Source organism: Sphingomonas arenae, from assembly GCF_016924655.1.
GTDB lineage: Bacteria > Pseudomonadota > Alphaproteobacteria > Sphingomonadales > Sphingomonadaceae > Sphingomicrobium > Sphingomicrobium arenae.
On the sequence record NZ_JAFFJU010000002.1, the window covers coordinates 295479 to 310778 of the forward strand.

Genomic DNA, 15300 nt, shown 5'->3' on the forward strand with positions numbered 1-15300 from the left:
CAGGCGTTTTCTTGTCCGCCGCGATGTAGGGAGCACCCTGTTGCTAGTCAATTAAGAGAGAGATGCGTCATGCCGGACCTGATCCGGCATCCGTCTGCCTTCTCTGCCTCCGCAAACAAAGGAAGGCAGACCCCGGCTCAGGCCGGGGCGACGGATCAGAGGTTGCCTTCCAGCCACTGCTGGATCTGTCCGCGCGGATAGGCACCCACCTTCTGCGCTACGGGCTGGCCGTCCTTGAACAGCAGCATGGTCGGAATGCCGCGCACGCCATACTTGCCCGGCGTATCCGGGTTCTCGTCGATGTTGAGCTTGGCAATCGTGACCTTGTCGCCGTGGCTTGCGGACAGTTCCTCCAGCGCCGGCGCGATCATCTTGCACGGCCCGCACCATTCCGCCCAGAAATCCACCAGCACCGGCTTGTCGGCGCCGAGCACGTCGGTGGCGAAGCTCTGGTCGGTGATGGTCTTGGTCGGCATGGGGTCAACTCCTCGATTCGGTTCGAGCGGATATGGGCACTCCTCCAGCGCGGCTCAACCGGGCAGAGCGATGAGACTGGGACCCGAGGTATAGAGCAGTGCCGTTTCGATACGTCGCCCCGGGAAGATCACCGACAACGCCGCCCCATAGGCCTCCATCTGCTGTGCATGAGCGCGCGGAACATCCGCCGCGCCCGCCGGAACGTGGCGGCCCGTCTTGAAGTCGATGACGCGCACGCGATCCTCCTCGACCAGCAGCCGGTCCACGGTGCCTGCGACGACCCGGCCGTCGGGCAGCGTGGCCGCGATCGGCGCTTCGGCCAGCGACCCGGGCGCGAACAGTTCGGAATAGTCGGGATCGCCGATGATCCCGCAGGCGGCGGCGATCACCTCTTCCCGCAATGCCGCATCGCTGACCCCGGCGGAATGCTCCAGCCAGTGTGCAGCCGCCGTGAGCCGCTGCTCGGGCGGAACGCCGGGCAGCCGTTCGAACAAGGCGTGCAGCAAGGTGCCTCGACGCGCAGCGGCCCGCAGCTGCGGTGACGGCGGCGGCGCCGCGTCGCGATCCTCCACCAGCTGCGAGGGCGCGAGCGGACGCGGCGGCCGCGCTTCGGGAGGGGCAGCGCGATGCAGCCAGTCCGGGAGCAGGGGCGGCGGCAGCGCGACCTTGCGGCGCGGAGTGCGCGGCGCCGATGCCTCTCCCGCTCCTCGATAGCGGAGAGCCTCGCCCTCCCACTCGGCGCCCAGCCGTTCCAATGCCGCCTGCACCCGTGCGTGCCAGCTCTGCTCTGGAAGCTGCCCTCGGCTGGGGGCAACACCGGCGACGATCAAGCGCTCGGCGGCGCGGGTCAGGGCGACATACAGAAGGCGCCAATGCTCTTCCAGGTCCCGCTTTTTCCCGTGCTCCACGATGGTGGCATAAGGATCGCACATCTCGTCCTTGCGGGGGCGGATCACGGGCGCGTTGCCTGCCTCCCCCACGGGCATGGACAGGGGACCGTTCTTATCGCCCAGCCGCGAGGGGTCGGCGGTCGCATCGGCCAGGATGACGACCGGCGCCTCGAGCCCCTTGGCGCCGTGCACCGTCATCACGCGCACCGCATTGGACGGCGCGGACGGGTCGCGCTTGATCTCGACGTCGCCCTGCCCAAACCACGCGAGAAAGCGGTCGAGCGACGCATTCTCCGACTGCTCGAATTCGCAGGCAGCGGCGACCAGTTCGTCGATCGGGTCGCGCGCAGCGGGGCCAAGGCGTTCCAGCAGCTTGCGGCGACCCTGAATGGGCCCGGACAGGATCGTCTCGAGGTAGCGGGCGGGCGTGGTGAAATCCGCCATGGCGAGAAGCCCTTCGAGCAGGTCGCGCGCCTCGACAAACGCCGGACTTTCGTCTCGCCGGCGGCCGAGCTCCACCCACAGGTGCCCGTTGCGGCCATGGGCCAGATCGTAGAGCCGGTCCTGGTCCCAGCCGACCAGCGGAGAGACCAGCAGGTTGGCAAGGTTCAGGTCGTCCAGCGGCTGAACCGCAAAGGCGATCGCCGCCACCAGGTCCTTGACCGCTAGCGGGGACGACAGGTGCAGCCGGTCGATCCCGGCGACGGGCACGTTCTCGGTGAACAGGCGGGCAACAATGAGCGAGGCCAGTTCGCCCCGGCTGCGGACCAGGATGAGGATGTCGCCCGCGCTCAGCTTCTGCCCCGTGGTCGCGAGAACCGGCGGATCGTCCAGCCAGGCACGGACCTGCTTGGCGAGATGCGTGGCGAAGCGGCGAGCGGGCTCCGCCAACCAGCCCTCCTCCCCTTCCTCGCCGCCCTCTTCGTCCGCCTGGGGAGCGAAGGGCCGCCACAGCTCGACCAGACCGGGGCGACGCTCGTGGTGCGCGCGGTGGCGGTGCGGCACGTCGGGCAAGCCCATCTCGGTCGGACCGACCCCGTCGATGACCGCGTCGACCACGTCCAGCACGGCCTGTGCCGAGCGGAAGCTACGGTCGATCGACAGATTCTTGAAGGCGGGGACAACCTCGTCGGCTTCCTCGGCCGCCTCCCGTAGGGCGTCCGCCTTCTCGCGGATCCGGCGCCGGGCCTCCTCGAACTCGCGCGGATCGGTGCCCTGGAAGCCGTAGATCGCCTGCTTGAAGTCGCCCACCATGAACAGGGTCCGGTGGTGCCGGCCCGCCCCGACCCCCGCAAAATACTCGCCGGTCAGCGCTTCGATGATGGCCCACTGGTCGGCATTGGTATCCTGCGCCTCGTCCACCAGCAGGTGGTCGGTGCGCCGGTCGAGCTTGTAGCGGACCCACTCGCCCATGCCCGGCGTGGCGAGCAATTGGCGGGTCCAACGGATGAGGTCATCGAAGTCCGCGACCCCTGCCGAGCGCTTCGCCTGCGTGTAGGCCTCCGCGAAGGCCGCCCCCGCCCGGAGACCAGCCGCCTGCACCGCGACCAGATCCGCCCGGCGCTGGAGGCTGATCAACTCCGACACCGCCTCCGCCAACGCGTCGCAATGCTGCTGCGCATCGGGCTCGGCCTTGAGGAGGCCGGCCTGGACCTTGCGCCGCTCCCCGGCCTGGGTGAACACGACCGATGCGAGCCGCCCCAGCTCCCGACAGCGCTCCTGTGGCGGAAGGCTGAGCCAATGCTCGATCTCGGCCGCAACGGTCAGCCCCGTCTGGGCGCCCCAGCCGCGGTGAGCCTCGGCGATGGCGGTCAGGAGTGCGCAATCGAAGCTGTCGTCATGGCAGCGAGCCGCGACCATCTCCTCGATCGAACCCTCCGGTAGATCGATCAGGCTCCGGAGCATGGACTCGACCTGCTCGGGTCTGGCGAAGGTGGTCATCGCGTCCGGCTCGCGCGCCGAAGCCATGAGGTAGCGCTCGGCGTCCCGCTCGCCGACACGGCGGCTCAACGTCTGGACATCCGCGATCAGCTGCGTGTTACCCCGCGCCTCCGCGTCCGACATCAGCTGCGCCAGCGTGCGCCTGGCGAGCAATTGCTCCTCCCGCCCCTCGATCGGACGGAAACCGGGCGTGATCCCCGCCTCCGCCGGAAAGGCAGCCAGCAGCGTCTGCGCGAAGCTGTGGATGGTCTGGATCCGCAGCCCACCCGGCGCATCGAGCACATGGGCGAACAGCCGCCTGGCATGCTCGCGCATGGCCGGGGTGTGCGGCTCACCGAGGCTGAACAGCTCCTTGTCCAGGTCCCGATCCGGCAGCCGCACCCACTTGGCGAGGCGCTCACCGATGCGGTTGGCCATCTCGGCCGCACCGGCCTTGGTGAAGGTCAGGCAGAGGATCGCCTCCGGCCGCGTTCCGCCGAGCAGCAGCTTCAGCACACGGGCGGTCAGGACCTGCGTCTTGCCGGTGCCCGCGCTGGCGGACAAAGCGGCATGGATTGCCGGATCGGCGGCGAGTGCCTGGTCCGGCTGGAGCGGATGGAGCGGCTGGAAACGCGACATGCGACAAGGGTGATAGCAAGCCGCCACCCGCTTAGGCTATGGGCCGCGAAACAGGATCGGGAAGTCGCGCAATGGCAGACGAAGACAAGAAGAACGAGAACGGCGAGAACAAGCAGTTCAAGGCCGGGGTCGCGGTGGGCATCGGTTCGGCCGCGATCGTCGCAGCCCTGCTCTACGCCCGCGCCGGCAAGAAAAAGAAGAAGTAGTCGACTGCGCTGGGAGGCTTCGTCACCACAAGCGCTCACGCTGAGCCTGTCGAAGCGCCCTCAACCACCCTTCGACAAGCTCAGGGTGAGCGCGACGACGGGAACCGCCACCACCACAAGCGCTCACGCTGAGCCTGTCGAAGCGCCTCACCCCCTCGCGCAAGCTCGTGACAAGCCCCGAAGCGGCCCTCACTCCCGCCCGTACCACTCCTCCAGCCGCATCAGCTGGTCGTAGTCGCCATAGGGCGCGAAGGCCGGGTGGAGTTTCGCGACGAACGGCTCCTCACCCGTCAGATACTTCGCGGCGACCTCGGCGAACGCCCGCTCGGTCTGGGCCAGGAAGTCGTCCGCGCCGACCTTCGCATCCATCCGGCTGCGCTTGCCGAAGCTGTTCCGGTCCTTGGCGAGCGACCAATATTCGTGGGCGCCCGGCGCTCCGCTCAAGCCCTGAAAGCCCCCCGCCCGGGCGATGAGGCCCAGCAGCCCCAGCTGCAGCGCAAAGCCCGCGTCCACGGCCTTGCTCGAAGGCGCCTTGCCCGTCTTGTAGTCGATGATCCCGAGCCGTCCGTCCGACAGCCGGTCGATGCGGTCGGCGCGCCCCTCCAGCGTCACCCCGGACAGCAGGGTCTCGCCCTTCTGCTCCGCGGCGAGCGGCCGACGTCCCGCGGCGCGATCCTGACGGACCTCCGAGGCCACCCAGTCGATCGCCTCAAGCAGGCGCGGCTGCCACAGGGCCCGCAGCATCGGGTGGATCGCTTCGCCTTCCAGCAGCTTGCGGGCGCGCGGCAGGAGCAGCTCAGGGTCGCAGTCGTCCTCAGCGAGCCATTCTTCCAGCACCTTGTGGACGGCGCTGCCCTTCCACGCGGCCGTATGGTCGGCATCCACCGGCTCCAGGGAGCGCAGGCGCAGCACGGCCTGTGCATAGAAGGAGAACGGGTCAGCCTTGAGCCGGTCCACGGCGGTCACGGAAATGCGCTTCGGCCGCTCCGACGCGCGGGGTGAGGGCCGCGGACGCTCGACCGGCTTCGGCTTGCCTGGCGGAGTGTCGATCGCGACCGCCAGACGCTCCAGCCGGATATCGCGGGCCAGGCCCCCCGTCATCGCCTGCAGCCTCAGCAGGAACCGTGACGCAATCGTCGGGGACCTCCCGTCCCGCCGGGCGCGAGTGACCAGCACCTTCGGCGCACCCAGGGCACTGGCGAAATCATGCGCGGCGAGGCCGATGCGATACTCCAGGCCGGGAAGTCCCAGGTTCGCGCGGATCTTTGGTGCCAGCCACGGGTCAGGCTGTGGAATCGCCGGCCACACCCCTTCGTTGAGGCCGCCGAGGATCATCAGGTCCATCTGCTGCAGCCGAGCCTCGAGCAGGCCGAAGATGAACAGGCGCGGGTGCCCTCCATAAGGCGGACGAACCGCCACGGAGTCGAGCAACTGCCGGATCATCGGTGCCGCGTCGTCCGGTTCGACCGTCAGCGTGGCCGCCTCGACCGACGATTCAAGCTCCGCGAGCAGGTCCGCCGCAGCCCGGCCGTCGGCGCCGCTCCACGCCTGGTCCCCGGCAATGCCGGCCACCATTTCGCGCAGGCTGGCAGCGAAAGCGGACAGCGTGGTCGGCCCCCGCAGCGCCTGTTCGACGCGCTCCAGCGCGGGACGCACCTTGAGCCACGCCTCCCCGCACCCTCGCGTCTTGCGCTCCTTGTCCTTCTCGGCGCAGTGCGCGTCGATGCCCGCCAGGCCCTCCGGGGGCCGGGGTCCGCGCAAGGCAAGATCCAGCAGCCGCGCGCTGTCGAGCCAGGCGCGCCGGTCCCCCGCCTGTCCGGCAAGAGGGTGCTTCACCAACGCCAGCGTCGCGACGGGTGCCAGGCGCTCGGCGGCCGCGGTCGTGATGCCCAGCAAGAGGGTTCCGATGGGAGCCTGGGACAACGGCTTGCCCGCGCTGTCGTCCGCCTGGATGCCCCACCGCTGCAGCAGCGCCGAAACGCGGGAGGCGAGCAGCCGGTCGGGGGTCACCAGCGCCGCGGTCATGCCCGGCGTTTCCAGCACCTCGCGCAGCGCGATGGCAATCGCCTGCGCCTCGGCGCCCGGATCGGGGAGCTCGGCATAACGAATCCCGCTCAACCGCCGCTCAGGGGGTGGGAGGACATTCCACTTGTCGGTGAACCGGGCCGCAGCCATCGCGTGCGCAACCGCCCTGCCCCGAACGGCTGGAGCCGCCGCCCGCCCGCCGTAGCGCCATTCCTCCACCTCATCGCGGGCGACGCCGATGCGGTCGAGCAGCCGCTTCAGGTGCCACTGGGGATGGGTCTCGTCCGTCCGACCTTCCGCGTCGGGCCCGAGCGCGTCCCATTCCTCCCCGCTCATCACCCGCGACGGAATGAGGGCCGGCAGGATGACCGCGCCACCCGGCATCCGCGCAACCCGGGCGAGCAGCGCCGCGATGGCGGGAGCACTGGTCGTGATGCCGGCCGCAACGGTGAACCCTTCCGGAGGCGCCTCGGCCCAACGTGACGCCGTCGCTCGAAGCAGGCGATTGCGACGGTCGGCCAGGTCGATCCGCCCCAGCATCGCCAACTCGCCCGGCCAGGTTTCGACCATGGCCCGGAGCCGGTCGAGCGAGATCTGCCAGTGGCGGGCCAGCTCCGCATCGTCGACCGCTTCCTTCAGCGCGGTGGGCGAAACCTCCTCCACCAGCAGCGAGTCGAGCGTCCGGGCGAGGTCGGCGGCAAGCCGGAAACTCTCGGCCGCATTGGCGTCCGGTACCTGGCGGCGGACCAAGCGCGCCAGGGCGATCAGCCTCGTCAGCGGTTGCACTGCGGGCGGAATAGGCTCGCCACCGACCGGGTCCAGCGCTCCGCCGATCCTGTCATCCAGTTCGGGATCGCCGATCGCGATCAGGCGGGGAAGCAGCAGGCCCCCGCCGCTCGCGCGAACAAATGCCTCCGTCACCGAGCGGACGGCGCGGTTGTTCGGAAGCAGGATACGGCCGCGCGCGAGGCCGAGCGGCTCCTTGCCGTGCTCGGCGATCAGGCCGGCGGCGAGCGCATCGGCAAAGCTGCGATGCGCGCCGATGCTGTAGACACGCGGCCGGGCCGCTTCAGGCAAGTTCGAGCGCCTGTTCGGTCGCGCGGATCGCACCGGGCGTACCGACATCGAACCAGAGCCCCTGGTGAACGACGCCGAAGCAGCGGCCCTCCTCGATCGCCCGGTCCCACAGCAGGTTGGTGGAGAACGGCCCGTCCGGCGCGCCCTCCAGCATCCGCTTGGCCACGATCTGGATGCCCGTGAACACGAAGGGCGCGACCTTGGACCGGGTGCGCCGGGCCAGCCGGCCATCCTTGCCCATGTGGAAATCGCCGAGTCCGGAGTGATTGCCGGCCCGGGCATGCGGCACCAGCAGGAGCAGGCAGTCCATCCGCTCCCCATCCCAGTGCGAGGCGAGCAGCTTCAGGGTGTCCGCCGGGCCGTCGACCCAGAAATTGTCGCTGTTGACCGCCAGGAACGGGTCGCAATCGATCAGCGGCAGCGCCTTCTTCAGCCCGCCGCCGGTCTCCAGCAACAGGTCACGCTCATCAGAGATCTGGACATCGAGGCCGTTGGCCTTGGCCTTGAGGTGCGCCTCCAACGCGTCGGCGAGATAATGGACGTTGACCACCACCCGCTCCACGCCAGCCGAGCGAAGCCGGTCCAGCACATGATCGAGCAGCGCCTTGCCGGCGACCTCCACGAGCGGCTTGGGCCGGGTCGCAGTCAGCGGGCGCATCCGCTTGCCGAGCCCTGCGGCCATGACCATGGCGGTGCGCGGAACCTGGGCCACGATCTCCGGCCGCAGCCGGAGCGTACGCTTGAGCGAACTCATGCGGCAAGTTTCTCCCAGGGAGCGGACCGGAACTCGGCGGGCACGTTATGGTCGAACCAGGCGCGCACGCCTTCGAGTCCCGGTCGAGCGAGATCACGCTCGAGCAATCCCCACATGCGCGGCTGGAAAGCGCGATAGTGCGGCTTGTTGTCCCGTTTCCAGAGGCGGGTGAAGACACCCAGGATGCGCGTGTTCCTCTGGGCGGCAAGGGCCCAGTATGCCTGTTCGTAAGTGTCTGCAGAAACGCCCGTCGCCGCGACATAGCGGTCGATCATCTCCCGCTCCACCGCAGGCGAAACATCACGGCGGGCGTCTTCCAGCACCGAGCACAGGTCATAGGCCGGATGGCCGGCGAGCGCGTCCTGGAAGTCGAGCAGTCCCAGATGCTCGACCCCGCTGCGCCCCCCGACCAGCATGATGTTTTCGGCGTGGTAATCACGCAGCACCGTCACTGGGCCAAGCCCGTCCTCAGCCACCGGCCGCAGCGCTTCTTCCCAGCATGCCCGGTACGCCGCAACATCGACGTCCAGCCCGAGCGCCGGGCAATACCAATCGGGGAAGAGCATCAGCTCGTCCAGCCATTGCGCAAGGCCGTGCGGCGGAAGGTCGGGCTTTGGCGCATGGCGATGGAGGTGCACCAGCACGTCCGTCGCAAGCGCATAGAGCTCCCGCTCTCGCGCCGGCGCCGCGTCCAGCGCCTCGCGCAGGCGGTCGTTGCCGAGATCGCTCAGCAGCAGCAGCCCTCGTTCGAGGTCGCGGGCGAGGATCTCGGGCGCGGACAGGCCGATCCCCGTCAGCCACTCCGCGACGGCAACGAACGGCTTCGGGTCCTCGTGCGGAGGCGGGGCGTCCATCAGCACGGCCTCTCGCCCCGCATGACGCACGCGGAAGTAGCGCCGAAAGCTCGCGTCCCCGGCCAACGGCGAGATCTCCGCACCGCTCCAGCCATGCTGGTCGAGAAAGTCCGGCCCATGCGGCGGCGGAATCATCGGGGAGGCCATCGCCCTTCCCATGCCGCCGGCACCCGGGCTGTCAAGGATCGTGCGTCGCCTGCCGCGAAGTCCAGCGAGAGTCGAAGCGCCTGTGGCCAGGCCGCCTCACCGGCCCGCTCGGGCCATTCGACCAGCAGGGCACCATCCTCGAGGATCGTCTCGAGGCCCAATTCATCCAGCTCCCCGGGGTCTTCGATCCGATAGAGGTCGCAATGCCAGACCGGCAGGCTCACCGCTTCGTAAGGCTGGACGATGGCGAAGGTGGGACTTGGGACCTCGCCCTCATGGCCGAGCGCATGAAGCAGCGCTCGCACCAGGGTCGTCTTGCCGACGCCGAGCGGGCCCGACAGCGTGACGACGTCGCCCGGACGCAACACACCGGCCAGGGCCGCGCCCGCCCGCGCCGTCCCTGCCTCGTCTGCCAGGATCATTGGCTGCCGCGTGGGATCAGGAACCGCACCGTCGTCCCCTTGCCTGGCGCGGAATCGAGTTCGACCTTGCCGCCGTGCGCCTCGACAAACTGGCGAGCCAGTGGAAGGCCGAGCCCCAGCGCCGCCTCCCCTCTCGCTCCGCCGACACGATAGAAACGCTCGAACACCCTTTTCTGGTCTTCCAGCGCGATCCCCGGCCCGTTGTCCGACACGCTGATGATCGCCTGCTCCGCGTCTCCGCGGGTGTCGACCTCGATGCGCCCCCGCGTATCCGTGTACGCCAGCGCGTTGGTGAGCACATGCTCCAGCGCCTCCCGCAATCTTCGCGCATCGCCGATGACCACCCCGGTGCTGTCGTCGATCCTGGTCGTCAGCTCCTGCTTCTTCGCAGCGGCGGTGCCTTCGAGCCGATCGACGACGCTGCGAGTGAGCCCCGCCAGGTCGATCCGCTCATGCTCGATCGGCGCCGGCCCCTTCTCTCCCTGGGTCAGGTCGAGGACGTCGTCCACCAGCTTGGACAGGCGCTCCACCGACTGGAGGATTGCGGAAACATAGTCGGCCGCAGCCGGCTCGAGCGCCCCCGCATAACCCTCGGCCAGCATTTCGGCGAACCCGCCGATCGAAGTTAGCGGAGTCCGCAACTCGTAGCTCATGTTGGCGACGAAGTCGGTGCGGACGCGGTCGGCCTCTTCCAGCGCACGGGCCCGCTCGCGGAGCGCCGCCTCGATCCGCGTGGAGTCGGTGACGTCCACCATGGTGAACAGCGCATTCCCGTCCGGCAGCGGGACCGCGGCGAACTCGAAATGGCGACCGTCCACCATGGACAGCCGCCCGCTGCCCTGGCGGCGTTCGGCGGTGGCCGCCCGGACCAGCTCGCGCAGCTGAGCCGCCGCCGTCGGGTTGACGAGCCGGCGGGCCATGGCCGGAACCAGTTCATCCACCCGCGGATGCTCGCCCAGCCAGGACTCGTCCATGTCCCAGAAACTGCAGAACCTACGGTTCCACAGGTAGAGACGGCCATCCGACGCGAACACGGTGATCGCCTCGAACAGATTGTCGAACGTGGCGGTCCGCACCCGCAGCAAGGTGTCGCGCGCCGACGCCAATCGGACCTGCTCCGTCCGGTCCTCGAAGATCAGTCGCAAGCCGCCATCCGGCAGGGGCTGGCCCACCACCCGGAGGTGATCGCCGTTCGCCAGGATCCACTCCTCCTCCACGGCATCTTCCGCGAGGGTGAACCAGGCGCGCCGTTGCGCTTTCCACTGCGGGAAATCGCGCACCTCCGGCAGCCGGTGGTTCTCGCGCATGCGCTCCAGCAGGCGATCGAACTCGGGCTTCTCGTTCAGCCATTCCGGCTCCAGCTGCGCCATGATGGCGAACGGCTGGTTGTAGAACGACAAGGTCCGGTCCGCGTCGAACTGCACCGCCCCGGCCGTCATCCGATCGGCCAGTTCGCGCTGGCTCTCGATGTAGCGCGACAGCTCGAAGCGCGCGTCTTCCAGATCCTGAATATCGACCGCGAAGCCCGCGACCGCACCCGTCGCGAGCGGGACGTCGACAAGCCGCAGCATGCGGCGTTCACCGCCGATGGTGGCCGGAAGCTGCCGGCTATGCGGCCAACCGGACTCCAGCGCTCGCTGCGCGCCGGCCCGAGCGCTATCGAACCCCACGGCGTCGACCAGCTCCACGCCGCGGGCGATGACGTCGGACGCATCGCGCCCCTCGACGGCCGCGACGTAGGCACTGTTCACCAGCCCCAGGTTCAGGTCGGGACCGCGATACCACATGGGGAACGGCGCGCTTTCGATGAGGTGCGTCACCGCGTCCAGCGCGGCCTCGGTCTGGCGCAGCCGTCCCGTGACCGACGCTTTCTCCGTTTCTGCGGCGCTTGTGTCGAACAGCCACAGCAGAACCGTGCCCGGGCCCGCGGGTGGTGGCGCCGGGCCGCCCCGAACCTCGAGCACGCGATGAGAGCCGGCGATCCTGACGGACTGCTGGATCCGCTCACCCGACACGGCACTCGCCCGCACGGCCTCGCTCAGCGTGGTGAGATCGTCAGGCTCGATTCCGCGTCCATCATGCGCCAGGTCGTGGAGCCTGGAGACAGCGTCTTCCAGTCCGATCTCCCGGATCAGGCGCTGGTCGGCGTCGACCGATCCATTGTCCGAGACGATCAGTGGGCGCGCCGGTGCCGCGGCGAGCAGGGCCGAAAGCGAGTGGGCGGAGGCGAGCAGGTCCCCGGCCCGCTTCATTCGACGGGCGGCGATGATCGAAACCCCGACCGCAATCGGGACCCAGAGAGCGGCCAGCCCCAGTGCAAGCGTGGTCGTCTCGGGCGAGCCGCCGATCATGTCCCCCTCCCCATGCCGAGTTCATAGAGCCGAGCGCAGAGCTTGCGAAGGCGAAAAGAAGGGAGGTGCCGACTGCAGCCCGGCTGGCTGCCACGGAACACGGCTGTGATCCTCGCAACTTCAGGGAGCCCTGGAAACACGGCCGGAAACGGCACTGCGATCGCGTCAGGGAGCATTGCCCTCGTGAGGCCGATGACCCGTCCGCTAAGAAGCCTGGCGAGCCGAGGCACCCTGCTGTTTGTGGCGCCTGCGAGCAGCCGACGGAGGCAATTCACTTCGGACCAAAAAGGAAAGGGCCCCGGTTTCCCGAGGCCCTCCCTTTGTCTTCGATCCGTCTCAGGACTTAGAAGCCAACCGTCGCATTCACGAAGAAGCTGCGGCCGACATAGTCGTAGCCCGAGTAGAGCGGCGCGTTGCCAACCGTGTTCACCGCAGCGGAGATCCGCGGCGGCTTGCGGTCGAACATGTTGCGGACGCCCACGGTCAGTTCGAACTTCTCCATCGGGTTGAACTGCACCGACGCCGAGTGGAGGAAGTAGTTCGGAACCTCCAGACGGTAGAAGTCGCGGTACGACTGGGCCAGCGCCTCGTCCACCTCACCGGTCTGTTCGTCGAACGCGAAGTAGTCGTACGTACCTTCCGAACCGTCGATCCAATCCAGACCGTAGCGGAAGGTCACCCGGCCGCGGCGATAGGTCGCATCGAATGCGCCGACCCAATCCGGCGTGACATAGGTCCCGTTCGCATCCGTCAGGAATTCCTCGGGGAACAAGCGCGTGGACTGCTCGGTGTACTTGGTCACGTTGGCGTTGATCACCAGGTTACCGCCGAACAGGTCACGCGAGTAACGGCCGTTGAACTCAAAGCCCTTCACGATGTCCGTCGACAGGTTCACGTAGTCGCTGTTCACCGTCAGGACGTTGTTCTCGTCACGATCGACGAAGCGGCAGAAGCCAGCCGTAGGATCGAACGCCACATCGGCATAGCAACGGCCGAGGATCGTTGGTGCGGTGAGGCTCGATACACCATTCTCAACCTTAATGTTGAAGTAGTCGAGAGCCAGGCTGAGGTTGCCGATCGAGGACGGCAGCACCGGCTGCAGGACAACGCCCACGGACCAGTTCTTCGAGGTTTCCGCCTCGAGCCCGAACTCCGCGCCACCACGGGTGAAGGTGGTGACCCCGCTGTTCTGCTGGAAAGTGCCGACATCAAGACCGATGGAAGCGCAGTTCGCCGCGATAAGCTGCTGGCGCGGCGAATACGCACCCGGGTTCGGCTGGCCATTCGCACGCGGGAAGTTGTCCGCGTCGCAGGGGTCATTACCCGAAGGGAGGAAGCCGCTGGTCGCACCCAGGAACTGCTCCGCGAGCGCCGGAGCGCGGTAGGAGGTGCCGATGCTGCCACGGAAACCCAGACCACGGATCGGCTCCCACTCGCCCGCGAGCTTGTAGGTCGTGTCGCTGCCATAGGACTTGTAGTCGGTCCAGCGAGCAGACGCCGTGAGGTTCAGGTTACGGGCGAACGGCAGGTCCTTCAGGAGCGGCAGGAAGACTTCGCCGAAGACTTCCTTCACCGAGTCCGTACCGCGGGTCGGCTCCGACGAGGTCAGGCCGAGAAGGTTGCCGTTGATGGCATTCTCGTCCGGCGTGTCGTCGATGCGCTGCTTGCGGTACTCGGCACCCAGGGCCAGCTGGGCGTCACCACCCGGCAGGCGGAAGATCGGACCGTCGATGCTGGCGATCGCCGTGGTTTCACGGAAGATGTTCGTGCCGATGGTGTTCTCGAGGATGTAGTCCTTGAACGCCTGCGGCAGGTTTCCGCCGATCACGTCTGCGCTCAGGGCCGGAGCGGCGACGCAGCCCGGGTTGGAGGCCACGTTTGCGCAGCTGAACGTGCCGTCACCATTGTCGGTCACGAGCAGCGAGTTGGCCAGGCGATCGATCAGGAACGATTCGATCTCGTAGCGAGCGTCCGTCCAGGACTTGCCGACGTACACGTCATAGCGCCAGTCCTTCAGGAAGAAGTCGCCGCGAATGCCGCCACCCGCGCGAACATAGTCCACCTGCTGACGCGAGTCGGTCAGGCCGAAGCCGATGAACGCGCGCGCAGCGACGATGTTACCGCTTGAGGTCTCGTTCGGTGCGAGGAAGGCGCCGTTACGGAAGATCTCGGGAAGCAGCGGGCTGCCCTGGATGTAGTCCAGCGAGAGTTGGCGATAAAGCGGAGCGGAGGACTTGCGGCGGGTCGCAAGGACCTCACCATAAAGCTCAGCCCCACCCAGAGCCTGCAGGTCGTAGGTGGCCGACAGGAAGCCGGTCAGGGTCTTGACCGGGCTGACCACGAACTCCTTCTGACTATCCGGATCAAAGGTGTCACGATCATAGAAACCGACGCCGCGGAAGCCCGGGGTCGGACCACCGATGACCGTTGCGTCCGGAACGAGACGATTGAAGTTGCCGAGAACGCCGCTGGTGCGGCCGATCGCCTGACGGGTCGGAACACCGAGGGTGTTGATGGTGGTGCCACCGTTGTCGAGCGTGAAGCACGGAGTGCCGTCGAAGCCGACGCCGTCACCCGAGCCGAACGGGGTGCCTTCACCATTCAGGAAGCCACCGATCGGGCAGGAGGCGAAACCGACGTCGTTCAGGCGGATGCCGTCACGCTTGCGGTACTCGACCGAGCCGATGATGTTCAGGCGGTCGGTGCCGAACCCGAAGGTGCCCGCGATGCGGCGATCCACACCCGCACCGATCTCCGGAACGTTGACCTGGGTCTCGAGGGTGAGACCACGGACCTTCTGGTCCGTGATGATGTTGATGACGCCCGCGATCGCGTCCGAACCGTACACCGAGGAGGCACCGGCCTTGAGGACTTCGATCCGCTCGACGATGGAGGTCGGCAGAACGTTGAGGTCGGCCGCCAGGACCGAGCCACGGGTACCGGCCGGCGACAGGCGGCGGCCGTTCAGCAGGACTAGGGTACGCGCCGGACCGAGGTTGCGCAGGCCGACGGTGTTCGCGCCGGTGCCGCCGTCAACGACGAAGCCGCTGTAGTAGTTGTTGATCTGGGACGCACCGGCGGTGACCGCATTGCTCTGCAGCGCGTCGGTCGCGCTGTTGAAGCCTGCCTGCGTGATCTCCTGCTTGGTGACCACGGTGATCGGCTCGGCGGTGGTGAACTCGTTGCGGCGGATACGCGAACCGGTGATGACGATCGCGCCGGACTCGGTCGCGGCCGTGCTGCCGTCGGCGCTGCTGACCGTGGTGGCCGGATCGCAAACGCCATCGTCATTCTGGTCCGGGCAATCGGGAGCCTGAGGAGTGTCCGGGGTCGCCGGAGCGTCCTGGGCGGCCGCCGGAGCGGCGATAAACGCCAGCGCAGCGAGGGAGACGGTAGACAAGGAGAGTAAAGCTGAACGTCGCATATCTAGGCACATCCTGCAGGGGAGAAAATGCAGCGCGCCGAATGACAGATGTCACCCGGCGCGCAAATGCTAATCGTTCAACTGGCGTTCATTCAGCGAGCAGTGTCACATCAT

The 15300-nt window shown here is 67.9% G+C and carries 9 protein-coding genes; 1 reads left to right on the forward strand and 8 read right to left on the reverse strand.

Annotation, left to right across the window (positions count from 1 at the left end; translation table 11 throughout):
• Window positions 1-155 precede the first annotated feature (155 nt).
• Entirely contained in the window at window positions 156-476 is a 321-nt protein-coding gene (trxA, locus tag JT720_RS07580; protein ID WP_205480558.1) for a thioredoxin TrxA, read from the reverse strand.
• 54 nt (window positions 477-530) lie between these two features.
• Window positions 531-3926, reverse strand: coding sequence for a double-strand break repair helicase AddA (gene addA / locus JT720_RS07585; RefSeq protein ID WP_205480559.1), 3396 nt, complete (start codon window positions 3924-3926; stop codon window positions 531-533).
• A gap of 71 nt (window positions 3927-3997) precedes the next feature.
• Between addA and JT720_RS14040 the strand changes: the two genes are divergently transcribed.
• Entirely contained in the window at window positions 3998-4132 is a 135-nt protein-coding gene (locus JT720_RS14040; RefSeq protein WP_272873182.1) for a hypothetical protein, read from the forward strand.
• A 189-nt stretch (window positions 4133-4321) separates the two neighbouring features.
• On the opposite strand, the gene addB is transcribed toward JT720_RS14040, so the two are convergent.
• The 6 genes from addB to JT720_RS07615 all read right to left on the reverse strand — a co-directional run bounded on the left by addB (window position 4322) and on the right by JT720_RS07615 (window position 15162).
• Window positions 4322-7234, reverse strand: coding sequence for a double-strand break repair protein AddB (gene addB, locus JT720_RS07590; RefSeq protein ID WP_205480560.1), 2913 nt, complete (start codon window positions 7232-7234; stop codon window positions 4322-4324).
• On the reverse strand, window positions 7227-7988 hold the full coding sequence (locus tag JT720_RS07595; protein WP_205480561.1) for a nucleotidyltransferase family protein: 762 nt from the start codon (window positions 7986-7988) through the stop codon (window positions 7227-7229). Before JT720_RS07595 ends, addB begins: the two co-directional genes overlap by 8 nt.
• Entirely contained in the window at window positions 7985-8989 is a 1005-nt protein-coding gene (locus tag JT720_RS07600; RefSeq protein WP_237219841.1) for an aminoglycoside phosphotransferase family protein, read from the reverse strand. The genes JT720_RS07595 and JT720_RS07600 overlap by 4 nt, the downstream gene beginning before the upstream one ends.
• Window positions 8974-9411, reverse strand: a complete 438-nt coding sequence (gene tsaE / locus JT720_RS07605) for a tRNA (adenosine(37)-N6)-threonylcarbamoyltransferase complex ATPase subunit type 1 TsaE (RefSeq protein ID WP_205480562.1) — start codon at window positions 9409-9411, stop codon at window positions 8974-8976. The genes JT720_RS07600 and tsaE overlap by 16 nt, the downstream gene beginning before the upstream one ends.
• The gene (locus tag JT720_RS07610; RefSeq protein WP_205480563.1) at window positions 9408-11762 is read right to left on the reverse strand and encodes a sensor histidine kinase; all 2355 of its coding nucleotides are present in this window, start codon (window positions 11760-11762) and stop codon (window positions 9408-9410) included. Before JT720_RS07610 ends, tsaE begins: the two co-directional genes overlap by 4 nt.
• 343 nt (window positions 11763-12105) lie before the next feature.
• A complete protein-coding gene (locus JT720_RS07615) occupies window positions 12106-15162 on the reverse strand; it encodes a TonB-dependent receptor domain-containing protein (RefSeq protein WP_237219840.1) in 3057 nt (1018 codons plus the stop codon).
• Window positions 15163-15300: the final 138 nt, after the last annotated feature.